This is a genomic window from Chlorobaculum thiosulfatiphilum (genome assembly GCF_006265165.1).
Taxonomy (GTDB): Bacteria; Bacteroidota; Chlorobiia; order Chlorobiales; family Chlorobiaceae; genus Chlorobaculum; species Chlorobaculum thiosulfatiphilum.
Window position 1 is genome coordinate 75,223 of record NZ_VDCH01000006.1, and the last position, 24,376, is coordinate 99,598.

Genomic DNA, 24,376 nt, shown 5'->3' on the forward strand with positions numbered 1-24,376 from the left:
CACAAAACAGCTTGTTTATACTCGACTGTTAAATTACTTTTTTATAGAAAAATGGCTGCTAATGTTTTTTTATTTGCAAGGCATCTGATGAAATCACGAATCTTATGAGAACGCTGTCAGTCGGATCACGACCTGTCCCGGTTCTCGCCTTTCGCCTTTTTCAAGGCAGCACAAGTCCCACGAAACGGATGGCGCAAGAAAGCCAGCCCCCCTCACGGCCCCACTTAACACTGAACGACGGATATTCATCATGAACAGAAATTCAAAAAAATTTACAGAGGCGCAAAAAGAGCAAACCTACCGAAGCATTTTTAAAGATAGCTGCGATCCGAAATTCATCATCGACCAGCACGGAAATATCCTCGATGCCAATGATGCTTTTTGCGATCATATGGGCATAAAAGCGAGCGATTGCCTTAACATGAATATTTACAGCATCTTGCCGTACGATATTGCTACCAGAAGAAAAAAACATGCGGATGAAGTATTTCGGACAGGAAAAAGCAGCTATTTTGAAGATGAAAAAGATGGCGTTTATCTCAGGAACTCCGTCCATCCTGTATTTGGAGAGAATGGTGAAAAAGAAATGCTTTATATAGTAATTCAGGATATTACAACGTCAAAACTCGCAGAACTAAAAAGCAAAAAACACTCAGCCTTCAGCAACGAGGCGATGGAGGCATTTCCCGGTTCCTTCACTGTTCTTGATTCGACGGGAAAAATTGTTTCATGCAACTCATATTTCCGAAATCTCATTGCAAAAACAGAAGATGATGACCTTTCAGGCATCAACACCTTCGATCTTTTCCATCCCGATGATCATGCTTTAGCTTTTGAAAAACTACAAATCATCCTTCAGAACGGAACGGAAGAGGCTGGCGACCTGAGAGTCCGTCTGCACGGCGGGCCTGAATATCGATGGTTCAGAATATCGACCAAGCGCCTGATCGTCGATAACGAAATATTCCTTGTCAGTGCTGGAACAGACATCGAGAAGTACAAAAATACAGAAAAACAGCTCTCTATCAACAACGAACAGCTTCGCTTCATTCTCTCTCAATCGAAAACTGGCAGTTGGGAGTGGAATGTAAAAAACAATGTCAATAAATGGACCGATGAGATATGGGAGTTATATGGCCTCGACATGAATTCTTGCGAACCATCCTATGAAAACTGGAAAAATATAATCATTGCCGATGACCGTGAAAACGTTGAAAATACGGTGATCAATGCATCCAAAAAAGGCATCCCATTCAGGATTGAATGGCGAGTCCATCATTCCGATGGCTCTCTTCACTGGTTAATGTCACGGGGCATTCCTTTCAGGGACAGCGATGGCAATGTTTCCCGATATGTTGGCATTGTCATAGACATTACCGATTTGAAACAAACGGAAGAAAAACTGAAAGAGAGCGAAGAGCGGTTCAGAACATTCTTCGAACAGCACTCAGCCATCATGATGATCCTCGATCCCGAAACAGGAACAATCATTGACGTGAACGAGGCAGCCGCAGAGTTTTACGGATGGAGCCAAGAACAGTTACTCCAAATGAAGGTTATGGAGTTGAACATCGAAAACCCCAAAGTTTCCGTTAAACGCCTCGAAGGATGGAAAACCGCCAAAAAACGACAATTCATCGTCACACACCGGAAAGCCGACGGCGCGCTCTGCGATATCGAAGTGTTCGGCAAAAAAATTCACGTCAAAGATCGGCCCCTGGCGTTCCTGATTTTGCATGACATCACCGAGCGAAAGCAGTTCCAGCAGGCGCTCGTTGAAAGCAAAGAACGGATGCATTTCATCCTTCATGTCGCCAATGCCGGCATATGGGAGACCTCTGTAAAAACCGAAGAAAACAAATGGTCCGATGAAATCTGGCGACTTTTCGACATTGAACCAGGCAGTTGCACGCCATCAATGGAAAGCTGGCTGAACACTGTCATCCCGGAGGATCGGCCCTCGGTGGAACACGCTGCTGAAGAGGCGGTGCAAAACAATGCCGAGTTCAACGCCAACTGGAGGATCAGAACTGCCGATGGCTCTATTCGATGGCTCATGAGCAAAGGAAATCCGCTCAAGGATGCTGATGGCAAGGTTATTCGCTATGCAGGCATAACACTCGATATTACCGGACAGAAGCGGATTGAGGCAGAAAACGAGAAGCTCGAATCGCGCATCAGAAAGTCCGAACGGCTGGAAACGCTCGGAACCCTTGCTGGCGGCATCGCTCACGACTTCAACAACATTTTGACCCCAATCCTCAGCTATTCAGAATTGGGCATGATGCAATTGCCCGATAAGGAACCGTTACATGAATTTTTCAAACAGATCATGATCGCCGCCGAACGCGCCAAAAACCTGGTCAATCAGATACTCATGTTCAGCAAGGCGCGAGACACAGACTCCTCCTGCCTCACGGTCCAGTCCGTCATCGACGAGGCGATGCAGCTCCTCCGACCCTCGATTCCCTCGACCATAAAAATCGAACAGCGTATCAACCACTCCTGCCGGAATATCTTTGCCGATCCATCCAAAATCTATCAGGTCATCCTGAATCTCTGCACCAATGCCGCCCAGGCGATGGAAGATACCGGAGGAGTTTTGACGATAGAACTCGACGAAATCAATCCCGGCTCCAATCTGACAAAAAAGTTTCCGGAGCTGCAAGAACAGCCGTATGTGCGCCTTACCGTAGCCGATACCGGACATGGCATGGATAGCAAAACTCTCGACCGCATCTTCGAGCCATTCTTTACGACCAAGCCGGTCAACAAGGGAACCGGCCTCGGGCTTTCGGTTGTCCACGGCATCATTACCGGCTACAACGGCTTGATCGATGTTGAAAGCGCGCCGGAAAAAGGCACTGCCGTGCATATCTATCTGCCGGTCAACGACAAAGACGTTACAGGCAAAGAGCAGAAAGGCGCCATTTCAGATGGAACGGCCAGCATCCTGCTGGTTGACGACGAAAAAACGACGCTGGAGGTGATGAACATGATACTCACGCAACTTGGCCACCGGGTGCAGGCGGTCAACACTCCTTGCCAGGCGCTGGAGCTTTTCCGGAAGTCACCGCAAGCGTTCGATCTGGTGATTACCGATTTGACCATGCCGGAGATGACCGGAATCAGACTCGCCTCAGAAATTTACTTATCCCGGCCGGAACTGCCGGTTATTCTGATGACCGGATACGAAAAGAATATGGACTCGAAAGAGATAGAGAAAAGCAACATTGTCCGCATCCTGAAAAAGCCGGTAAGATTCAACACCATATCGTCCACCATCAACGAAGTGATTGGCGACAACAGAATATCCTGAAATCGATCCGGCAATGGCGGTCGTCATTGCCGGGGCGACAGCTATACCTCAAGCTTTCGATTGACGTTTCAAACGCATGACGGAAATATATTCCAAGCCGGCGCTCAGGATTTCGAAGGTAATAATAAAAGGGTGTTCAGGATATTACACTGAAGGGAAACAAATGTTTTGTAGAAGAGATTTTTTGCCCACACTACTTCATGCTCCGGAAAATGCTGCCACACAATCAGAATATTCGCGCATAAAGATCGACATTCCCTTGTCATAACTATTGAACAGAGCAAGGGAATGTGGCGTATCAATGCGTGTTCAGACAAACATTGCGACACTGGAGAGTCAGATAAATCCGGGACATGCGGCGTGTTTCGTTCGGGGCGTCACTGAAAACGAGCCTCGGAAAATTCAGCCGCGTTACAACTCCTCAGGCTCTTCGTCCTGCTGGCGGTCGCTGGGTTTGCCCATCTCCTGTTGCAGGAGGTCTCCTGCTCCCTTCACGTCGTTGATGACGCCATTGAGCAGGTTCAGGCCAACGGTTCCGACAAGCAGTCCGGCAACGCCGTGCGCGACGAGCGGCATTCCGAAAGGCGTTAACATAAGCGCCGTTCCAACAGCGCCAACAGTTTGTTTGATCATTTCCGTGCAGTTTGAGTTCGTTGGTGAGCAGCTATTGGCTATAAATCACAGACTTGCTTCTGGAGTAAAATATAACACAAAATAGAGCATCGATTGCAAGCGCGGCAAGTTACTTTTGCTCAACAATGGCTTTCAGCGCGAAGTTCGCCGCTTCGTAACTTGTGCGGATAACTCCTGAAAACAACGCGATAAACAGGGATGCGAGAACGCCGCTGAAGGTTTCGGCGTGAACGAATCGCGTCTTTCCGGCGTCGAGCGGATGCAGCTCGAACCAGTGCCGTCCCTCCAGAAGTCCGAAAAGAAATACAGCTCGCCAGCCGAGAAGTTCGTTTCGACGGAAACGGTCGATCCGCGCCCTGAACAGGATCGGCGGCAAGAATCCAAACCGGATGGCGATGCGAAGGCTCTGGCCCGGCCCCGCCTCTCCGTCGATCCTGCGCAAGCACGGGTTCCATGCGCCGTAGCTGCCGAAGTCGGCGAGCGCCGCCCAGACCCGCTCAGGCGGCGCGTCGATGACGAGTTCTGTCGCGACGCTCTTCATCGGGCCTCCCCCGCCCCGTTCACTCGCGCCAGCCGCCGCCGACCGCGCGATACAGGTCGGCAATCGCCGAAAGGCGGCTGCGCTGCACGTCGGCCAGTTCGAGTTCCGACTGGAGCAGCGAGCTGTCGGCGGCAATCACTTCGAGGTAGGTTGCCATGCCGCTCTGGAAGAGCAGGCGCGAATTACTCGCGGCCTTGCGCAGCGCCGCCACGCGGGCCTCGGCAAACGTCTCCTCTTCGCCGGTTTTATCGACCTGCGTGAGCGCGTTGGAGACCTCGCCCACGGCGACCAGCAGCGTTTTGCGGAAGGTCAGCTCGGCCTGGTCGCGGCGGATTTTCGACTGCTCGTACTGCGCCTTGAGCTGGCCGTGCCGGAAAATCGGCTGCGTGAGCGAACCCTGAAGCGCGTCGAACAGCGAGCCGGGCGTCGAGAACCACTTGCTCGACTCGATGGCGTTCAGCCCGCCCTGCGCCGTGACGGAGAGTGACGGATACATCAGCGCCTTTTTGACGCCGGTGAGCGCATGAGCCTCCATGAGCGACTCCTCGGCAGCGCGAACGTCGGGGCGATTGCGGAGCAGCGCGAGTGGTACGCCCGCGCCGAGCGAATCGGGCATCGCGAAGGGCTTGTAACCCTGGCTGCGCTTGACTGGTGTACCGGGCATCCGTCCGGCGAGGATCGAGAGCGCGTTCTCCTGCGCCGTGCGCGACGCTTCGAGCTTCGGCAGCGTGAGCCTGGCGGAGAGCAGTTGCGCATTCTGCTGATCGACGGCGAGGCTCGTGACGTTGCCCGCGTCGAACTGCAAGCGCATCATCGAGAGCGTCGTGTCGGCGAGCGCGATGTTGCGGTGGGCGATCTCGATCTGTGCGTCGAGCATCTTGAGATTCCAGTACCCCTGCGCGACGTCGGAGACGAGCGTCGTGCGCACGGCGCGAGCCGCGTCGGCGCTGCGCAGATACTCGGCGACGGCAGCTTTTTTGGCGTTGCGCAGCTTCGCCCAGATGTCCGCCTCCCACGACACGTTCAGTTGCGCCGTGTAGTTCCGGCTGGTGCGCTCCTGCCCTTTCGAGGCTGCCGAGCTGTTTTCCGACGCCCGCGAATAGCTCTCCGTCGCGCTGAAATCCACCGCTGGCAGGAACCACAACTTCGCCACGTCGAGCGACTTGCCCGCGTAGTCGATGTTCTTCATCGCGATCGAGAGGTCGTGGTTGTTCTCGACGGCGCTGTCGATAAGTTCGAGCAGATCGGGATCGACGAAGAACTTGCGGTAGGGCACGGCGGCCATCTCCTTGCCCGCCTCCGCCTGCCCCGGATACGCTGCGGGGAGTTGCGGATCGGGACGGCGATACTCCTTCACCGGGCTGCACGCCGACAGGCCGATGGTGGCGAAAAGCGTAATCGACGACAGTTGCAACGCGAGTTTCATGCCTTGATCGTGGTTTTTCATTCGTGCGACCCCTCCTTCTTCAACTGCTCTTCGAGCAAGGTTCCGGCTTCGACAATCTCCGCCGCAGAGCCGGTGAAACGCTCCTGCAACCCCTGGAAGGCGACGAAGAGCACCGGCACCACGAGGATGCCGAGCACCATGCCGACGAACATGCCGCCGATGGCCGACGCGCCGATGGAGTGGTTGCCCATCGCCGCCGGGCCGGTCACGAAGAGCAGCGGCAACAGCCCCGCCACGAAGGCGAGCGAAGTCATCAGAATCGGGCGCAACCTCGCCTTCGCCCCCGCCATCGCCGCCTCGACGAGCGACATCCCCGCCACGCGCCGCTGGAGCGCGAACTCCACGATCAGAATCGCGTTCTTCGCCAAGAGACCGATCAGCATGATGATCGCCACCTGCACGTAAATATTGTTCTCGATCCCCGCCAGCTTGATGCCCAGGAAGACGCCGAGCAACCCGGTCGGAATCGAGAACATCACTGCGAGCGGCAAGAGGTAGCTTTCGTAGAGCGCCGAGAGGAGGAAATAGACGAACACCACCGAGAGCAGGAAGATGAAGAACAGGCCGCCGGAGGACTCGATCTCCTCGCGGCTCTGGCCTTTCCAGTCGTAGGTGAAGCCCACCGGAAGGCTTGTGCGCGACACCTCGTCCACCGCCTGGATCGCCTGACCCGTGCTGTAGCCGGGAGCGGGCATTGCGTTTATCGAGATGGCGTTGAAGAGGTTGAAGTGATCGACCGCGTCCGGCCCATAGACTCGCTTGAGCGTGATGACCGCGCTGACCGGTACCATCTGGCCGCTCGTGCTCTTGACGAAGATGCCGTTGAGCGAATCGGGCGTCCGGCGGTCGCTCGGCTCGGCCTGCAAGACCACGCGGAAATACTTGCCGAAGCGGTTGAAGTCCGAGGCCTGCTGGCTGCCGTAATAGGCCTGGAGAACCGTCATCAGCTCCTTGACGTTCACGCCGAGATCGGCGGCCTTGACGTTGTCCACCTCAAGCTCGTACTGCGGATAGGTAGCCTTGAAGGTGGTGAAAGCCACGGCGATTTCGGGCCGCTGCATCAGGGCGCCGATAAAGCCCTTCGCCACATCCTCGAACTTGTGCAGGTCGCCGCCGCTGCGGTCTTGCAACACCATTTCGAGGCCGCTCACCGTTCCGAAGCCGGGCACGGTCGGCATGGAGAGCGCGAAGAAGTTGGCATCCTTGATCGGCGCGAGTTTCTGGTTGACCTCCGCCAGAATCGCCTTGATGTCGCGCACCTTGCCGCGCTCCTCCAGATCGTTGAGCTGCATGAACATCAGGCCCGCCGAGGGCGATGAGCTGCGGGTGAGAATGTTGATACCGGTCACGGAGATCACCTTTTTGATGGCGGGAATGGTGCGCAGAACCTTGTCCGCGCGATCCATCACCTCTTGCGTACGAGCCATCGACGCGCCGGGCGGCGTGGAGACCGAGACGATCACGAAGCCGTTGTCCTCGTCGGGAATGAAGCCGGTCGGCGTGGTTCTGAACATCCAGATCGACACGGCGGCAACCAGCGCCAAACCGATGAACGCCACCATCCGGTGACGCATGAAGTAGTCGAGAATACCGCTGTAGCGCTGGCGAACCGCGTCGAATCCGGCGTTGAAGCCCTTGACGAACCGCCCGCCGATACCGCCAAAGCGCGAGTGCTTTTCCTTGGAGTGCTTGTGCAGGTCAGTCAGGAAAATCGCGCAGAGCGCCGGGCTGAGGGTCAGCGCGTTGACCGCGGAGATCAGAATCGCGATGGCGAGCGTGAAGGCGAACTGGCGGTAGAACACGCCGGTCGAGCCTTCGAGAAATCCCACCGGCAAAAACACCGAAGCCATGACCAGCGTGATGGTCACGATGGCCGTGGTGATTTCGCGCATGGCCGCCACGGTAGCGATTTTGGCCGGGTAGTGCTTCTCTTCGATCTTGGCGTGCACCGCCTCGACCACCACGATGGCGTCGTCAACGACGATGCCGATAGCCAGCACCAGCCCGAAGAGCGTCAGCACGTTGATCGAAAAGCCGAAAAGATTCATGAAGAAGAAAGTGCCGATAATCGCCACCGGCACGGCGATTGCCGGAATGAGCGTCGAGCGGAAGTCCTGCAAAAAGAGGAACACCACGAGGAACACCAGCAAGAACGCCTCGATGAGCGTGTGCTGCACCTGCTCGATCGATTCATCCACCACTTTCTTGGAGCTGAAGGGAATCGAATACTCGATGCCGGTCGGGAAGTTGCGCGACGCTTTTTCGAGCACCTCGCGAAGCTGCGTCTCGACCTCGTTGGCGTTGGATCCGGGCGCCTGATAGACCGCCATCACCACGCCCGGCTTGCCGTTGGCCTTGGCGTTGACCGTGTAGCTGTACGCGCCGAACTCGACGCGTGCGATGTCCTTGAGCCGAAGCAGCGAGCCGTCGGCGTTGGCGCGGATGACGATGTTCTCGTACTCCTCCGGCGTCTCGAACTTGCCGCGGTACTTCATGACGTACTGCATCGGCTCGCCGCTCATTTCGCCGAACGATCCCGGCGCGGCTTCGAGGTTCTGGCTCTGGATCGCCGCCGACACCTCCTGCGGCGACAGTCCGTACGCCGCCATCTGCCCAGGGCGCAGCCAGACGCGCATGGCGTAATCCATCTTGCCGTAAACCGCTACTTGGCCGACCCCCGGCACTCTGGAAAGCGCATCGACAATATTGATCTTGGCGTAGTTTTGCAAGAATGTCGCATCGAACGCCTTGACGTTGCTCGACAGGTTGATGAGCATGATCTGGCTGTTCTGGCGCTTGATGGTCGAAACGCCGATCTGGTTCACCTCGGTGGGCAACCGGCTGGTGGCCTGCGCCACGCGGTTCTGCACGTTCACCGCCGCCTGGTCGGCGTTGGTGCCCTGCTTGAAGAAGACGTTGATCGACAGCGAGCCGTCGTTGCTCGACGTGGAGGTCATGTAGGTCATGTTCTCGACGCCATTGATCGCCTCTTCGAGCGGCGGAGCCACCGTGCGGCCCACGGTTTCAGCGTTCGCTCCGGGATAGTTAGCCGTCACCGAAACGCTCGGCGGGGCGATATCAGGGAAACGGGTAATCGAAAGCTGGCTCATGCTGACCAGTCCGAGAATCACGAGAATAACCGAAATGACCGTCGCCAGAACAGGGCGGGAGATAAATCGTTCAAACATATGCCCTGCGGTTTAACGAACGTTCGGAGTCTGTGTCGGCGGCGCGGCGGGCATCGGCTTGATAACCATGCCGTCCTGCAACTTTTCGATACCGGCGGTCACGATCACGTCGCCCGCCTTGAGGCCGTCGCTGACGATGTAGTTCTGGCCGCTCCGGCCCGCAACAGTGATCACCTGCTTCATCACCTTGTTGCCCGCCGTCAGGAGCGTGACCATCACCTTGTCCTGAAGCTCGACCGTGGCCGCCTGCGGCACAACAATCACCTTGTCATACTTCGAGAAAAGACTCACCGTGCCGGAGTTGCCGCTGCGCAGAAAACCTTCGGGATTGGGAAAAGCAACCCGCAGGCCGATCGAGCCGGTCAAAGCGTCGAAGTCGCCGCTGATCGATTCGAGCTTGCCCTCATGCTGATAGACCGCGCCATCCGAAAGGGTCAACCTGACCGGCGGCACGGCATCGATTTTCTGTTGCAGCGTCTGGCCGGGATAGAGTTGTTTGAAGGTCGCGAAACCGGCTTCGCTGAGGCTGAAAACCGCGTACATGCGCTTCACGTCCGAGAGCGTGGTCAGCGCGGCGGCCTGATTTCTGGTGAGCAGATTGCCCTGGCGAAACGGGATGCGTCCGATATAACCGGCCACCGGGGCCTTGATCGTCGCATAACCGAGATCGATCGCCGCCGACCGGGCCGAAGCCGCCGCCTGCGCCGCCTGCGCACGGGCCGCAGCCGCCTGCGCCTTGGCCGTCGTGAGCTGCACCGGCGCGATCACCTTGTTCTCGACCAGCGGAACCAGCTTCTCGGCATTCACCTTCGCCACGGCAGCCTGCGCCTCGGCGGCGCGCTGGGCGGCCAGCGCCGTGTTGTACTGCTCGCGGTACATCGAGTCATCGATCCTGAAGAGCGGCTGCCCCTTTTTGACCAGGTCGCCCTCCTTGACCAGAATGGCCTGAAGCATTCCATCCACCTGCGGACGGATCTCCGCGTCGGCCAAACCTTCGAGCCGAACGGAGTAGTCGCTGGAAACAGAAGCCGGGGAGAGTTGAACCTTCATCACGGGCAGGGCGGGAGTCATCTGCTTTTGCTCGTCCTGCTTCTTGCCGCAACCCGGCAGAAGCAAAAACGAACCGAGAAGCGCGCCAACGACCAGCCGGGAGAAAGGGTTGCGAAGAGCGGGTATCGTGTTCATGGAGTTTTGAATGACTGAAAAATGCTTTTCAACGGTAACTGTTGAATCTATATAACGAAAAATCACAAGATGAATGAACACTCGTAAAAAAACCACGAAGATGTTTCTTCCTTGCAAAATCATGAATTTGACGTCACTTACCGGCAATTCCCGCACTCGAAATCGAGCAGCCGCCGTTTCATTTCCGTACCGCCCCGGTACCCGCCAATCCGCCCTCCGACCGCAACGACCCGATGGCACGGCACGATGATCGGCAGCGGATTCCGCGCGCACGCCGTCCCCACGGCCCGCGCCGCGCCCAGCGAGCCGATCGCCGCCGCCAGCTCGCCATACGACGCCGTCGCGCCATACGGAATGCGGAGCATCGCCTGCCGAACCCGCCGCTCGAATGCAGATCGTGGCTCGACCAGCGGCAGCGAAAACTCCCGCAACCGCCCCGCAAACCACGCATCGAGCTGCCCGAACGCCTCGTCGAGAAGCGGCGAACCGGGAGCACTGACGGCCGTGGCCGGTTCGTCGTGCATGAACAAAAGTTGAGTAAGCGCTCCCCCGTGCGCCCTGATGCCGATCAGCCCGACAGGCGTCCGGCGGCAGGAAAACGAGCTGTAATTGGATAGTATGGACTCAAACATGGATGGGTTATCTCAAAAAAATGGAACAGAACAGAGATTATGGAACTATCGTGCAGGCAACGCGCACTTTTTTATCAAGCTTTCTCGGCCAGTATTTCGACAAGTCACTGTTGATACAAATCTCAATCGCTTACTGAATCAACCAGTTCCGTTGATACCCCGCGCCCCTCAAAGCATCAGCAACCCGCCAGAGACCGGGATGTAGCAGCCGGTCACGAAACGGCTGTGGCTGGAGGCGACGGCGAGCACCACTCCGGCGATGTCTTCCGGGAGGGCGACGCGCCTGAGCGGGGCCATCTCGCCGATCATCGCTTTCTGCTCTTCCGGCAGCCAGGCCGTGGCGTCGGTGAGCGTCAGGCCGGGGGCGACCACGTTGACGCGAATGCCGAAGGGGCCAACCTCTTCGGCGAGTGAGCGGACGAAAGCGTCGAGGCCCGATTTCGCGGTGGAATGGACGATAAATCCCGGCGAGGAGTGGCGCGACAGGGTGCTCGAAATGGCGATGATGCTGCCCGATTTCCGCTCGATCATGCGCGGCAACACAGCCTGGCAGCAGAAAAAGATCGACTTCAGCTCGCCGGTAAGCTTGGCCTCGAACTCGTCCCAGGCAAATTGCGTGAATGGCTTGGCCGGGAAACCGATCGCGGCGTTGCCGACGAGTAGATCGACCGGGCCGAGGCGCTCTTCGACCTCCGCGACCATCGCCCGCACCTGCGCTTCGTCGCGAACGTCCGCCCGAACGGCCATCGCCCTGCCGCCAGCCTGCGTGATCTCATCGACGAGGGCGCGAGCCGCGCTTTCGCTCTGGAAGTAATTGACCGCCACCGCCGCCCCCTCGGCGGCAAGCAGCGTCGCCGTAGCCCGCCCAATCCCCCGGCTCGCGCCCGTTACCAATGCGACTTTGTTTTTCATATCCATGATTTTTGAGATTTCGTTGTACCATTGAAATATATCGAACAGAACATTGACGGGCTATGGTCTTTCATCCGTTAACCAATGAATAATTCAAAACTTCGCGGGCTGTTTCGGCTCCTCCGGTTTGAACTGTCGTTCGCGGCGGGGGCTTGCGTGGTGCTGGCCGAGGTGCTGGCGCTTGGTGGTTGGCCGACATTGCGCATGGGAATTTTCGGATTTCTCAGTGTTTTCAGCATCGCGGCGGCGGTGCTGGCGCTGAATGACCTGTTCGACATCGAGACCGACCGCATCAACGCGCCGTCGCGCCCGCTGCCTGCCGAGGTGGTGACAAAGCGCGAGGCGCTCGAGGTCGAGGGCGACTGCTTCGGCGCGGGCGTACTCTCCGCTGTTCCCGAATTTATGCGGAGTCCGAAAAAAGCGAAACCATCGACCGGAGAGCTGTTCGATTTCGAGAAAGACGGGTAACAACAAGAAAACAGCACTGGCTGGTCACGTTGAACGAAAACCCTCCTCTACCTCTTCTAATATTTTGAATATTCAACATATTAAGGTACTCTTAAAAATAGACCACTTATCATATAGCAGTCACAGTATATTCTGAGGGATCACCCCAAAATTGATACCCCTATGCTATTCAAATATCTGGATTTCGATCTGTTCAAAGACTTTCCCGAACCGATCTTTGTCATGGCCCAGGACGGCGCCATCCTCGCAGCCAACCACGTCTTCTCTTCGAGATTCGAGAGCATTTCTGAAAATATCATCGGACGTAATGTCTTCGAGCTGCTTGCCGAAATCAACGCGCCGCCTGAAGTCATCGCCAACCGGAAGAACAAAACCGAAGAGGTGCTTCGAACCGGCAAGCCTCTGGCCATCGATGAGCCGATGGATGGCCAGAGATGGAGAAGCTCGATCTATCCGGTTTCTGATGCCGACGGCAAAATCGAAAAACTGCTGGTATTGGTGCAAAACGTTACCGAGCAATCAACGACCGAAGCGGAAATGAAGGAGTTCCGGGCAAAGATGGATTTCGCACTTGAAAGCAGCCATGTCAGCGTCTGGTCGTTCGATGTTGACAATGATATTCTTCTGAGAACGGTGGAGCATGATCGCATTTTCGGCTATGATTCGCTCGTGCCAAACTGGAAGTTTGAACGGTTTCTGGGTCATATTCACCCCGATGATCTGCCGACGGTGATGGGGATTTACGAAAGTTCAATGGCGAACCGCTCGGATCTCAATCAGGAGTTCCGTATTCGACGAGTGGATGGAGAAGTCCGGTGGATCAATCTGATTGGCACCTTCCGCTTCGTCAAACAGGGCGAGTCCCGGCATATTGTAGGAATCATTCTCGATGTCACGGAGAAAAAACTTGCCGCCCTCGAGCTTGAAGAGTTGCAGACGCAGCTTCAGCACCTTCAGAAAATGGAGATGGTCGGCCAGCTCGCCGGCGGAATCGCCCATGACTTCAACAACGCGCTGACCGCCATTATCGGCAATATCGAACTGGCGCTCGCCAAAATCGAGCCGTCGCTTTCTGTGGCCAAAAACCTCCGGGATGCCCATCAATCGGCTGTGCGTTCAGCTCAACTGACCCGTCAGCTTCTGGGGTTCGCCCGCAAACAGATGCGTCTTCCGAAAGCGACCTCCCTGAATCAGGAAATGGAAAATCTCATTCCGATGCTCAGGCCCCTTATCAGCGAACAGATCGAGTGCGTCTGGATGCCGGGTGAGCATGTGCCGGACATTTTCATCGATCCGACCCAGCTCGATCAGTTATTAACCAATCTCTGCGTCAACGCCAAGGACGCGATTGAAGAAGCAGGAACCGGAACCATAACCATTTCGACGGCCACGGCGCATGTCGAAAAGAAGGATTGCGCCAACGGGCACCCCTGCCAGAGTCCCGGCGATTACGCTGTACTTTCGGTGACCGACACCGGAAGCGGCATCGACTGCGCGGTGATGCCCCATATTTTCGAGCCGTTCTTCACGACCAAGCCGGTAGGAAAAGGCACCGGACTCGGCCTTTCGACGGTCTATGGCATCGTCAGGCAAAACAACGGCTACATCGACTGCCAGAGCGCGGCGGGCAAGGGCGCGACATTCACCATCTTTCTCCCGAAGCATCAGGAAGGCGATGTGGACGCCCTGATCAAGGCCGCCATGCAAAGCCTCAAGCCCCAAAAAAAAACGGTGCTGCTGGTCGAAGACGAGCCAAACATTCTCGATATTCTCAAGCTGGCGCTCGAAGACAAGGGTTACAGGGTCATCGAAGCGCTCGATGCCGAAAGCGCCCTGCTCATCGCCGGGACGCGCAAAGAGAAGATCGATCTTCTGGCGACCGATATCGTGCTTCCTCGGATGAATGGCATCGAACTGAGCAAACAGTTGCAGGCCCGCTTTCCGGAGCTGCAATTGCTGTTCATGTCCGGGTTCGCTTTCGAGAATACCGGCAGTAACGGAAAAACGGCAAAACCCGTTAATTTTATCAGTAAACCGTTCACCATTCCCGACTTCATGAACATGGTTCGCCAGGTCATGCAGCCGAAGTAATTCCGCACAGCTCGCGCCATGAAGAAAAAATCGATGGAGCCGGTAACCGGCAAGGTGTTCGAGCGGATCGCTTCCGGCGACTTCGACACAAGCGCGGGCGTGTACGAAGGATGCCGCTTCGTGCAGTGCAACTTCGCGCAGGCCGGTTTTTCGGGCCTCGTGTTCCGGGAGTGCGCCTTCGAGCAGTGCGACCTGAGCATGGCCAGGCTTGCCGGAGCGTCGCTTCAGGAGGTGCGCTTCTCCGACTGCAAGCTGCTCGGTGTGCAGTTCGGCGAGTGCCGGAAGCTGCTGCTGGAGATGAGCTTCGAGCGCTGCATGATGAGGCTGGCTGTTTTTGTCGGCCTCGATCTGAAGAACACACGCTTCTCCGGCTGTGACTTGCAGGAGGCCGATTTCACCGACGCGAACCTCGTCGGCGCGCTCTTTGACGACTGCGACCTCCGGCTCGCGATCTTCTTTCACGCCAATCTCGAAAAGGCCGATTTCCGCACCGCCTTCAACTTCTCGATCCCGCCCGAATCGAACCGCCTGCGAAAAGCGAAGTTTTCGCTGCATGGCCTGCCCGGCCTGCTCGACGGCTACGGCATCGAGATCGAGTGACCGGCTGAGTGCGGGCTTGCAAATACAGAGGTTGTCATTCTGAGAGTTAAAATTCAAGAACCCTTTTTATATATTTCAACCAGAAAATCTTTACCGATTTTTTTCTGTTTTTACAGCGACAAAAAAGCTCATAACAGAGAACGCCCCTGATTCCCTGTACCATGAACAATCATCGACAAGAATATCCATCTGGTTGTTCAATCAACCGCATGAGGAAAAACAGTGTCCGGGTTTTCAGGAACCTGACTGAACAGCTCTCTCGATGCACAGAATCATTGCGGATTTCCGAGCGTATGGTTTTACTCTATCGTCACTATGGCTGGTTATCGTAAAGCAACATTGATACTTGTCGTGCTCTTGCAGGCCTTTGTCGCGTGGCGGAGCAGCGACGCTGATTTGCCCGGCGCGATGCATACCTGGAGCGCCGGAGAGCGGAATGTGCAGATGCAATGCGCCGATGACGACGTTACGCCTGAAGAGCGCGCCGGACATGCGAGCTACATGACTCCGAGCGAACTGGAGGTTATCGCGGAAATCAATCTGTTGAGAAGGGATCCGGCAGAATACGCCCGTCTTCGCCTCGCGCCGCTCAGAATCTATTACCACGGAAAACTCTTCTTTCATCCCGACAGAAGTCCGGTTGCCATACAGACCCACGAAGGAGTCGCCGCGCTTGACGAATGTATCCGCGATCTGGAAAACGCCAAGCCGTTGCCAACGGTCTTTCCATGCGAAGGACTGACGCTGGCCGCCCGCGAAATGACGCAAGACCAAGGAACGACGAAACGCACCGGTCATGTAGGCAGCGGCGGCACGAGGATGCCTGAGCGGATCGGACGTTATGGAGAATGGAACAGACTGATTGCGGAAAACATCTCTTACGGCTTCAGGAAACCGAAAGACATCATCGCCTTTCTGCTCATCGATGACGGCGTACCAGACCGTGGGCACAGGGTAACCCTGCTTGACCGGGAGCTGAATCGCGTCGGCGTTTCCATTGGTTCGCACCGGCGATACAAATACATGTGCGTCACGGATTTCGCCGCCGGATACAAGACAAACAAACCATAGCGCTCGCGCCCGCATCATCCTCGACCGCGTACATCGAAAAAACGCGAGCCTTCGCGAAAGTCGAGGTACGCAGATTCAAGCCTCGCCCTCCCCTGATCCGAACCCCGTGAAACGAAAAAAGCTCCCGGTGTTGCCGGAAGCTTTTTGTTCGTCGCGGAGAGGGAGGGATTGATTCGCTCCAGCCGACTTGTCGGCTGCCGCTCACCCCTGCGGGGGTTGCCTGCGGCATCGAACCTCGCCCGGCTTCGCCGGTCAAGGTTTCAAACCCTCTTTTCGGGTTCGACTCCCTCCCCTTCTCGATCCGCACCACCTGAAACGAAAAAAGCTCCCGGTGTTGCCGGAAGCTTTTTGTTCGTCGCGGAGAGGGAGGGATTCGAACCCTCGGTAGCTCTAATCGAACTACGTCGGTTTAGCAAACCGGTGCCTTCAGCCGCTCGGCCACCTCTCCTGAACTTTGGCGCGGAGGATGAGGGACTCGAACCCCCATGGGCGCAAACCCGGCAGTTTTCAAGACTGCTGCCTTACCAATTAGGCTAATCCTCCAACGTATGTAAAGAACGGATGTGAAGATAGCGATTTACCTGAAAATTGCCAGCAAAAAATCGCTTTCCCTGTTTTTCCTGGCGGAGAGGGAGGGATTCGAACCCTCGAGGGCTGTTACACCCTACCCGCTTTCCAGGCGAGCGCACTAGACCAACTATGCGACCTCTCCGTTTGTAACGGGTTGCAATGTACAACTCGTTTTCGTTTTTTAAAAACTCCCGTTCAACTTTTTGGACAAAGAAAAATCACCAACAGCGCGGCCCGGATGCTTCGCGTCGTTGTCATTCCGTGCTCACTTTCGTAAATTGGCGGATTCATTTTTGCCGCAATCTCTTAACCTTGCTCCCTATGGATAAAATTCTTTATGATGCGCTGACCTTCGATGACGTGTTGCTCGTTCCCGCATATTCCAACGTACTTCCCAAAGAGACCGTCGTCAAATCGCGGCTTACCCGGCAGATCGAACTCAACATCCCGCTGGTAAGCGCGGCCATGGACACCGTCACCGAAGCCGAGCTGGCCATCGCTCTCGCTCGCGCGGGAGGTATCGGCATCATCCACAAGAATCTCTCCATAGACGAACAGGCCCGGCAGGTCGCCAAAGTCAAGCGCTTCGAAAGCGGCATCATTCGCAATCCCATCCACCTGTTCGAGGACGCGACCATCCAGGATGCCATTGAGCTGATGATCCGCCACTCCATTTCGGGCATTCCGGTGGTAGAGCATCCGACCGCCGAAGGGTGTCTGTTGCTCAAGGGCATTGTCACCAACCGTGACCTGCGCATGACCGCGTCATCCAACAAGAAGATCACCACCATCATGACGACCACGCTCGTCACGGCCAAAGAGGACATCGACCTGTTGGCCGCCGAGGAGATTCTCATGCAGAACAAGATCGAAAAGCTCCTCGTCATCGACGACGACGGCTACCTCAAAGGCCTCATCACCTTCAAGGATATCCAGAAGCGCAAGCAGTGCCCGGACGCATGCAAGGACTCGCAGGGCCGGCTCCGGGCGGGCGCGGCGGTCGGCATCCGCGCCAACACGATATCGCGCGTCGATGCGCTGGTGGCGGCGGGCGTTGACGTCGTGGCGGTCGATACGGCGCACGGCCACAGCCAGGCGGTGCTCGACATGGTGGCCACCATCAAGCAGAAATATCCGGAATTGCAGGTGATCGCCGGTAACGTGGCGACGCCGGAAGCGGTCAGGGATCTGGTCAAGGCCGGAGCCGACGCCGTGAAGGTTGGCATCGGGCCGGGCAGCATCTGCACGACGCGCATCGTGGCGGGCGTCGGTATGCCGCAGCTCACCGCCGTCATGAATTGCGCCGAAGAGGCCAGGAAAACCGGCACGCCGGTCATCGCCGACGGCGGCATCAAATACAGCGGCGATATTTCCAAAGCGATCGCGGCGGGCGCCGATTCGGTGATGATGGGCAGCGTCTTCGCAGGCACCGACGAAAGCCCCGGCGAGACGATCCTCTACGAAGGCCGCCGCTTCAAGGCGTACCGCGGCATGGGCTCGCTCGGCGCGATGTCGGAGCCGGAGGGCAGCAGCGACCGCTACTTTCAGGACGCTTCGGCGGAGACGAAAAAGTACGTGCCCGAAGGCATCGAGGGTCGGATTCCGGCCAAGGGCAAGCTCGACGAGGTGGTCTATCAGCTCATCGGCGGCCTGAAATCCTCGATGGGCTACTGCGGCGTCAGAACCATCACGGAGCTGAAGGAGAACACTCGCTTCGTGCGAATCACCTCGGCTGGCCTCCGCGAAAGCCACCCGCACGACGTGATGATCACCAAGGAGGCACCGAACTACTCGACCTCTGCATAAAAAGTCCCGCACCACACCCGCTAAAACCCCGGATCGAACCCGGGGTTTTAGCGTTTTGCGAACTGATCCGCCTGATCAAACATATCTAAAACACAAACTTTTTCTCCCTGCTACGTTCATCAAACCCTATAAAACACTGCTCTGAAAATGCTTATTTTAGGATAAGCACAGCGCTCCCTCATCGGGATTGAATCACAACTTTCAGGCCTCACCAATTCTGCAAGCAATACGTACCATGCTTAAAGCGATCCGTTTCATTGTTCCCGCCCTGATTTTCACCCTCCTCCTCTCAGCTTGTTCAGGAATCCAGGATTCCGGCCTCTCGGAAAAGCAGATCGAAAAACTGGTGCGCGCATCGAGACCCGGCAACCCTTCTCCGGAAATATGGGCAAGGGCCATCAAGGAGAGCCTCGAAGAGCTGGGCCAGCCTGTTGACAAGGAGCATGTCAGCGCCGTGTGCGCCGTCATTTCGCAGGTCAGCGCCTTTTCGATTTCGCCGAAAAACTCGCGAATGGCGAGCATTCTGCGTAAAAAGATCGAGACTGCCGAGTCGAACGAGGTGCTGCGGCTCCTCATCGAAACCCGACTGGATCAGAGCGCCTCGAACGGCAGGAGCTTCCGCGAGAACATCGACTCGATCTCGAGCGAACTGGACTTCGAGAAGTGGTATGACGAATTCACCTCGGCGAGCATCACCAAGCCGATTCTGCTCGTCCTGAAAAAGGATGCAAGCGACCTGATTACCACCGCTGGTTCGATGCAGGTGTCGGTGAAGTTCGCCGAAGAGTACCCGAAAAAGCCCCGGAACGCCGGTGGCGGCAACGTGCGCGACATGCTCTACACCTGCAAGGGCGGCATCTTCTACGGAACGGCTTACCTGCTCGACTACAAGCACAACTACGACGACTGGAAGTATGTCTTCGCCGATTTCAACGCGGGCCACTACACCAGCCGCAATGCCGGATTCCAGAAGATGCTGGCGAGGCTGACGCGCAGGCAGGTTGACACGGACGGTGACCTGATGAACTACGAAAACGGCGATGCAGCCCCGTCGGTCACGTACGTGACCTTCCTCAATTTCCTGAAGAAAAAAGAGATCGAATTCGACGAAAAGCAGGTCATGAAGGATTTCTCGAAGGAGAAAAGCTACGAATTCGAGGAGACCTGGTCATACAAAACGCTCGCGGAACTGTACAAAAAGCGGTACGGTCGCCCGATCTACGCCGTACTGCCCGACATTCCGATCAACAGCCCGAAATTCGTCAGCAAGAACCTCAGCACGAAATGGTTCGCCAACCGCGTAAAAGAGCGTTACAACCGCTGCATGAGAACGAGAATTTGAGGGGTGGCGAGGGGCGAAGATCGGACGGATTGGGCGGATCTGACCGATTGGACCGATCGAATCATACAACAGGGCGGACACAAAGGTCCGCCCCTACAGGCGCAATTCGCGCGCCTCTTCAATTCATAATTCAGCATTCATAATTCATAATTCTCCTCACTCGTCCGCCATGCCTTCCAGCCTGTCCTCGAGGTCGGCGTAAATTTCCTGCAACTCGGCGATCATGTTCTGGTCGGCTTTCCACATGCCGCGTCCGTGAGCTTCGAGCATCCGGCCCACGATGTTCTTGATCGCCTGCGGGTTGAGCGTGGCGAGCCGTTCGCGCATTTCGGGGTCGAGCGCGTAGGTTTCGGCGGTCTTTTTATAGACCCAGTCGTCCACGCTCTTGGTCACGGCGTCCCAGCCGAGCATGTAGGTGACGCGGTTGCTGATCTCGCCCGCGCCGCTGTGGCCGTGCTTGAGCATCCCCTCGAACCACTTCGGGTTGAGCAGCTTGGAGCGATACTCCACACGCAGTGATTTGTCGGCCTCGTCGAGCTTGATGTCCGAGGTGAACGACTCGACGTAGTTGAGCTTGATGTCCGAGGTCTTTGTGTTGCGGCGTCGTGCGGCGAGCTGGAGCGAGCCGGAGGAGGAGAAGTAGTGGTCGATGTCGGAGATGCCGAACTCGGTGGAGTCAACCTGATGCACCACGCGGTCAACCGAGCCGAGCAGCTTCTGCAGAATCTCCGACTGCTTCTCGCCCTTGCGCCCGCCGCCGTAGGCGCTGCTGTTGCGGCGGATGAAAAGGTCGTCGAGGTCGCCCTCGTTCTCCCACGCCGAATCTTCGATCATGTCGTCCACGTACGTTCCGTAAGCGCCCGGCGCCTGCGTGAACTGGCGCGAGGTGGCCACCTCGAAATCCATCCCCTCGGCGAGCGCATCATCGACGTGTTTTTTGATGTAGTTCATTTCGTGCGGCTCGTCGGCCTTGGCTGCATCCTTGACGAGGCGGTCGAGCTGATCCATCAGAATGCCGAAGGCATCGCGGAAGATCGGGCTGAGCTGCATCAGCACGTCAACTCGCGGGCGTCCGAGCCTGTCGAGCGGCGTGAGGTTGTAGTGGCTGATCTTGCCGAAGGCGTCGTAGGCCGGTTCCGCCCCCATGAGCCGGATCACCACAGCCACCGCCTCGCCCTTGGTCTTGATGGTGTCCAGCCCCCAGATCACCTCGGCGATGGTTTCGGGATACTGGCCGTCGTTCTCGGCCACGTGCTTCGAGATCAGGCCGTCGGCGATGAGTGTGCCGCGCTTGAAGGCGGTCTCCGACGGGATGCGCCACGGGTCGATGGAGTGGATGTTGCGCCCCGATGGCAAGACGTTCATGCCGTCGCGCACCAGGTCGCCGCCGGGGCCGGAGGAGATGTAGCCGCCATCGAGCACCTTGACCAGCGCGTCCATCTCGCTCCGGTTGTCGCTGAGCGCCTGAATCATCATCGAGCCTTCCTGAATGATGCGCTGGATGAAGGGCTTGTCCCCGTCGGGCATCCGGCTGCCGCCGGTGACCGACTCGAACACCTGCACCGGATTTTTGCGGTCGAACATCGTCTGCTTGACGAACTCGCGGCAGGCATTCTCGGCCCACTCGCGGAGCTGGATGGCCGCCTCGTCGCCCTTGCGCGACAGGCTCGAAATCTCCTCGTAGCTGCCGTAGTGGCCGTTTTTGCCGGAGGTGTCGATGAAGATGTAGGGCAGCGAGCGGCCGTTTTCGCCGCGATTCTTGATGGTTTCGGTGATCGTGATGATCTGCGATTCGAGCGGCCCGGCCTCGCCAAAGACGTGCAGCGAGTTGGAGATGAGCCGGTTTTCGAGCTCGACAATGTAGATGTAGAGGCGGCTGACGAACTCGCTGAACGGCTCGTCGGCGCGACGCGGGCAGTCGTCGGTCAGGTTGAGCAGCTCGGCCTTCTGCATGATCGCCTCCTGCACCTGCTCGACATCCTCGTCTGCTCCCTGATGGCGCTCGCGGTAGTCGGCGAGCAAGTCCTTCAGCGCCGGAAGCTCCTTGTACAGCCCCGCGCGGGCCAGCGGAGGCACCACGTGCGAGACCATCGTGGCCAGCCCGCGGCGCTTGGCGATGGTCGATTCGCTCGGATTGTTGACCGGATAGATGTAAAAATGCGGCACCTCGCCGAGCAGCGCGTCGGGCCAGCACTCGCCGGTCAGGCCGGTCTGGAGGCCCGGCATCCACTCGACCGAGCCGTGCATTCCCACGTGCACGAGCGCATGCGCGTCGAAGTCGCGGCTGATCCAGCGGTAGAACGAAATGTACTGGTGGTGCGGCGTGTTGGCCTTGTCGAAGATCAGGCGCATCGGGTCGCCCTGCACGCCGAGGCGCGGCTGGACGCCGATGTAGATGTTGCCGAACCGCAGGCCGCCGATGAACACCTCCTCCGAGCCGACCGGCGCGATCTCGCCGGGGAAGGCCTGCCAGCGATCCTCGATGCGCTCGCGCTCGTGGTACGTGGCCAGCTCGTTGTACCGGTCGCGGCTCACCTTGATCGCGTCGGGCTTGTTCTGCATGAGCTGGTAATCGGTCGCCCGGTCGAGCAGCTCGAAGAGCTTTTCGGGAGTCTCCGGCAGCGTACCGACGTTGTAGCCCTCCTTCTTCAGCCGCTGGAGGATGCGATGCAGCGTGGTCGGTACGTCGAGCAAAGCAGCCGTGGCCTTCTTGCCGAGGCCGGGCGGATAGTCGTAAACCACCAGCGCCACGCGCTTGTCGCGATTCGAGGCAGCGCGAAGGCGCAACCATTTATTGGAAAGCATCGCCAGCCGGTCGAGCCGCTCCTGCACGGTTTCGACCTTGCCGTCCTGCAACGCGCCGAGAATCACCGGCGCGACCGCGCCATCCATCTCGGGAATCGAGTAGGTGAAGGTCACCTGCATCGGCGAGACGCCAAGCTCATGCCACGACTCGAAGTTCTGGATCAAGAGCGGCTGCGAAACGATATAGGGCACATCGAGACCCGTCAGAATTTCATGACGCGCATCCGCCGCTGTGCCGGGCTTGGTCGAACCCGCCGGGCCGCCAACCAGGCCGAAGCCCATCATGTTCACAAGCAGGTCGATCTTCTCCTTCATCAGCCAGTCGCGCACGAGCACGTGCCCCTCGACGCCCATCACGAAGGCCGGAAAGACGTTCACGCCATGCTTTTCGAGCGTGCGGATGGTGTTGTCGATATAGGTTTTTTCCTGCAACAGGTGCTTGCGGAAAAAGAGCAGGGCAATCTTCTGCGACTTGTCGAAGTTCACGCCGCGCTTTTTCGACCACCCTTTGTAGCTCTTGACATCCTTGAAATACTCATGCGAATCGGGATGGTACAGCCCCATGTTCGGCACATCGACAATCGGCTCGACCTTGACGCTGGAATCGAAATATTCGCGCAGAATCAGGCGGAACATGTTGACGATGTTCTCCGGCGTCGGCTGGAGCCAGTAGGAATAGACCATCAGCCAGTTCTTGAAATCCTTCGCCTTGTTGGGCACGAGCGGCAGGATGGTGCGCATGATCTTCATGAGCTTCATGTAGCCGTAGAGCGCATCCTCGTCGCGCCCCTTCACCAGCATCTTGGCGATTTTTTTCACCATGTCGGGCATCCCCGACTTGCCCTCGACGACCTGATAGCTGCCGACTTTGGTGAGCGCCATCGCCTCCGGCATCGACTCGAAGATGAAGATGGTCTTCTCGTTGGTCGCCTGATCGAGCTGCTCCTTGAACCAGTCGATCTGCTCCTTGAAGTTGATCATGCTCATGAACACGCAATCGGCCTCCCGGATGGCCGTCGCCGCCTCGGGATTCTGCTTTTCGAGATCGACGTCGCTCAACTGAATGAGTTCGGCATCCTTGTCGAGCATGTTCTTGATCTTCCTCCAGAGGCCGGCATTGTACTGCTCGAGACCCACAATCGCCGTGATTTTACGTCTTTGTGCCATGGCGGGATATGTCTGTACATATTAATATTGAGCGTGCGACCACAGGCAAACCCCTGCCCTGCCGACGCTCACTTAATGTATAAAAGAAGGAATTAAATCCTAAGCGCCGCCATCTATATTTCTTAGCGATGGAATACAGGAACGGCTGTAGATGGCGGCGGCAAAAAGCGGGACGACGACTGCGAGCGTCAGGGCTGATCGTTGCCGGAGGTGATGAGGCAGGTATATTCGCCGCTCCCCTCCTGCCGCTCGACGTGCTCGTGCAGCGCCTGAAGCAGCCGGTCGATCTCCGAGAGCAGGTTCCGGTGGTTGAAGGCGAGCGACACGAGGAAGAGCGGAAAGGAGATGTGCTCCCGCCGGAGCTTGCGGAGCACGTTGCCCATCGCGAGGGTCATGACGGGAAAGTGATGCCGCTTCGCTGGCGACCGCTCGCAAGAGGCCGCATCTCTGTCCGCCGCCCTCCGGTAACGGCACGAAAACACGAAATCCCCGTTCTCCCGCCACTCGACGTGAATGCTCGAAGGCTTTGGCCTGCCTGCTGATGAGTCCATAGTGCTTCCCGATGGTTGATCCGCCTGTCGGGATAGATAGCACCCCGG

The 24,376-nt window shown here is 57.3% G+C and carries 16 protein-coding genes and 3 tRNA genes; 7 read left to right on the forward strand and 12 right to left on the reverse strand.

All coding sequences use genetic code 11. The features are described from left to right. The first annotated feature begins 250 nt into the window (after positions 1-250). On the forward strand, positions 251-3,319 hold the full coding sequence (locus FGF66_RS04655; RefSeq protein ID WP_139456529.1) for a PAS domain-containing hybrid sensor histidine kinase/response regulator: 3,069 nt from the start codon (positions 251-253) through the stop codon (positions 3,317-3,319). 411 nt (positions 3,320-3,730) lie between these two features. Here FGF66_RS04655 and FGF66_RS04660 read toward each other — a convergent pair whose 3' ends face one another. The 7 genes from FGF66_RS04660 to FGF66_RS04690 all read right to left on the reverse strand — a co-directional run bounded on the left by FGF66_RS04660 (position 3,731) and on the right by FGF66_RS04690 (position 11,863). Further along, the gene (locus tag FGF66_RS04660) at positions 3,731-3,952 is read right to left on the reverse strand and encodes a hypothetical protein (RefSeq protein WP_139456530.1); all 222 of its coding nucleotides are present in this window, start codon (positions 3,950-3,952) and stop codon (positions 3,731-3,733) included. A 109-nt stretch (positions 3,953-4,061) separates the two neighbouring features. Continuing rightward, positions 4,062-4,556 carry an SRPBCC domain-containing protein gene (locus FGF66_RS04665; protein WP_246046578.1) on the reverse strand — a complete coding sequence of 165 codons (495 nt, stop codon included), beginning with the start codon at positions 4,554-4,556 and terminating at the stop codon, positions 4,062-4,064. Further along, on the reverse strand, positions 4,513-5,940 hold the full coding sequence (locus FGF66_RS04670) for an efflux transporter outer membrane subunit (protein WP_139456531.1): 1,428 nt from the start codon (positions 5,938-5,940) through the stop codon (positions 4,513-4,515). Before FGF66_RS04670 ends, FGF66_RS04665 begins: the two co-directional genes overlap by 44 nt. Continuing rightward, on the reverse strand, positions 5,937-9,128 hold the full coding sequence (locus FGF66_RS04675) for an efflux RND transporter permease subunit (protein WP_139456532.1): 3,192 nt from the start codon (positions 9,126-9,128) through the stop codon (positions 5,937-5,939). Before FGF66_RS04675 ends, FGF66_RS04670 begins: the two co-directional genes overlap by 4 nt. Positions 9,129-9,140: 12 nt before the next feature. Next, a complete protein-coding gene (locus FGF66_RS04680) occupies positions 9,141-10,313 on the reverse strand; it encodes an efflux RND transporter periplasmic adaptor subunit (protein ID WP_139456533.1) in 1,173 nt (390 codons plus the stop codon). A gap of 137 nt (positions 10,314-10,450) precedes the next feature. Next, a complete protein-coding gene (locus FGF66_RS04685) occupies positions 10,451-10,945 on the reverse strand; it encodes a methylated-DNA--[protein]-cysteine S-methyltransferase (protein WP_139456534.1) in 495 nt (164 codons plus the stop codon). A gap of 168 nt (positions 10,946-11,113) precedes the next feature. Continuing rightward, positions 11,114-11,863 carry an SDR family NAD(P)-dependent oxidoreductase gene (locus FGF66_RS04690; protein WP_246046579.1) on the reverse strand — a complete coding sequence of 250 codons (750 nt, stop codon included), beginning with the start codon at positions 11,861-11,863 and terminating at the stop codon, positions 11,114-11,116. A 78-nt stretch (positions 11,864-11,941) separates the two neighbouring features. Here FGF66_RS04690 and FGF66_RS04695 point away from each other — a divergent pair, with 78 nt between their 5' ends. The 4 genes from FGF66_RS04695 to FGF66_RS04710 all read left to right on the forward strand — a co-directional run bounded on the left by FGF66_RS04695 (position 11,942) and on the right by FGF66_RS04710 (position 16,087). After that, the gene (locus tag FGF66_RS04695) at positions 11,942-12,325 is read left to right on the forward strand and encodes a UbiA family prenyltransferase (RefSeq protein ID WP_139456536.1); all 384 of its coding nucleotides are present in this window, start codon (positions 11,942-11,944) and stop codon (positions 12,323-12,325) included. A gap of 162 nt (positions 12,326-12,487) precedes the next feature. Beyond that, a complete protein-coding gene (locus tag FGF66_RS04700) occupies positions 12,488-14,416 on the forward strand; it encodes a hybrid sensor histidine kinase/response regulator (protein ID WP_139456537.1) in 1,929 nt (642 codons plus the stop codon). Between the two features lie 18 nt (positions 14,417-14,434). Continuing rightward, on the forward strand, positions 14,435-15,016 hold the full coding sequence (locus FGF66_RS04705) for a pentapeptide repeat-containing protein (protein ID WP_139456538.1): 582 nt from the start codon (positions 14,435-14,437) through the stop codon (positions 15,014-15,016). A 315-nt stretch (positions 15,017-15,331) separates the two neighbouring features. Next, positions 15,332-16,087, forward strand: a complete 756-nt coding sequence (locus FGF66_RS04710) for a CAP domain-containing protein (RefSeq protein WP_170181215.1) — start codon at positions 15,332-15,334, stop codon at positions 16,085-16,087. Between the two features lie 358 nt (positions 16,088-16,445). Here FGF66_RS04710 and FGF66_RS04715 read toward each other — a convergent pair. The 3 genes from FGF66_RS04715 to FGF66_RS04725 form a co-directional block, all read right to left on the reverse strand. After that, positions 16,446-16,535, reverse strand: a tRNA-Ser gene (locus FGF66_RS04715). Between the two features lie 12 nt (positions 16,536-16,547). Next, positions 16,548-16,630, reverse strand: a tRNA-Ser gene (locus FGF66_RS04720). Positions 16,631-16,708: 78 nt separating this feature from the next. Next, a tRNA-Ser gene (locus FGF66_RS04725) sits at positions 16,709-16,799 on the reverse strand. A 179-nt stretch (positions 16,800-16,978) separates the two neighbouring features. Between FGF66_RS04725 and guaB the strand changes: the two genes are divergently transcribed. Further along, entirely contained in the window at positions 16,979-18,463 is a 1,485-nt protein-coding gene (gene guaB / locus FGF66_RS04730) for an IMP dehydrogenase (protein WP_139456540.1), read from the forward strand. 235 nt (positions 18,464-18,698) lie between these two features. Beyond that, on the forward strand, positions 18,699-19,805 hold the full coding sequence (locus tag FGF66_RS04735) for a DUF1615 domain-containing protein (protein WP_139456541.1): 1,107 nt from the start codon (positions 18,699-18,701) through the stop codon (positions 19,803-19,805). 156 nt (positions 19,806-19,961) lie between these two features. Here FGF66_RS04735 and bchH read toward each other — a convergent pair whose 3' ends face one another. Continuing rightward, positions 19,962-23,777, reverse strand: a complete 3,816-nt coding sequence (gene bchH, locus FGF66_RS04740) for a magnesium chelatase subunit H (protein WP_139456542.1) — start codon at positions 23,775-23,777, stop codon at positions 19,962-19,964. A 188-nt stretch (positions 23,778-23,965) separates the two neighbouring features. Continuing rightward, positions 23,966-24,328, reverse strand: coding sequence for a hypothetical protein (locus tag FGF66_RS04745; RefSeq protein WP_139456543.1), 363 nt, complete (start codon positions 24,326-24,328; stop codon positions 23,966-23,968). Between the last annotated feature and the right edge of the window lie 48 nt (positions 24,329-24,376).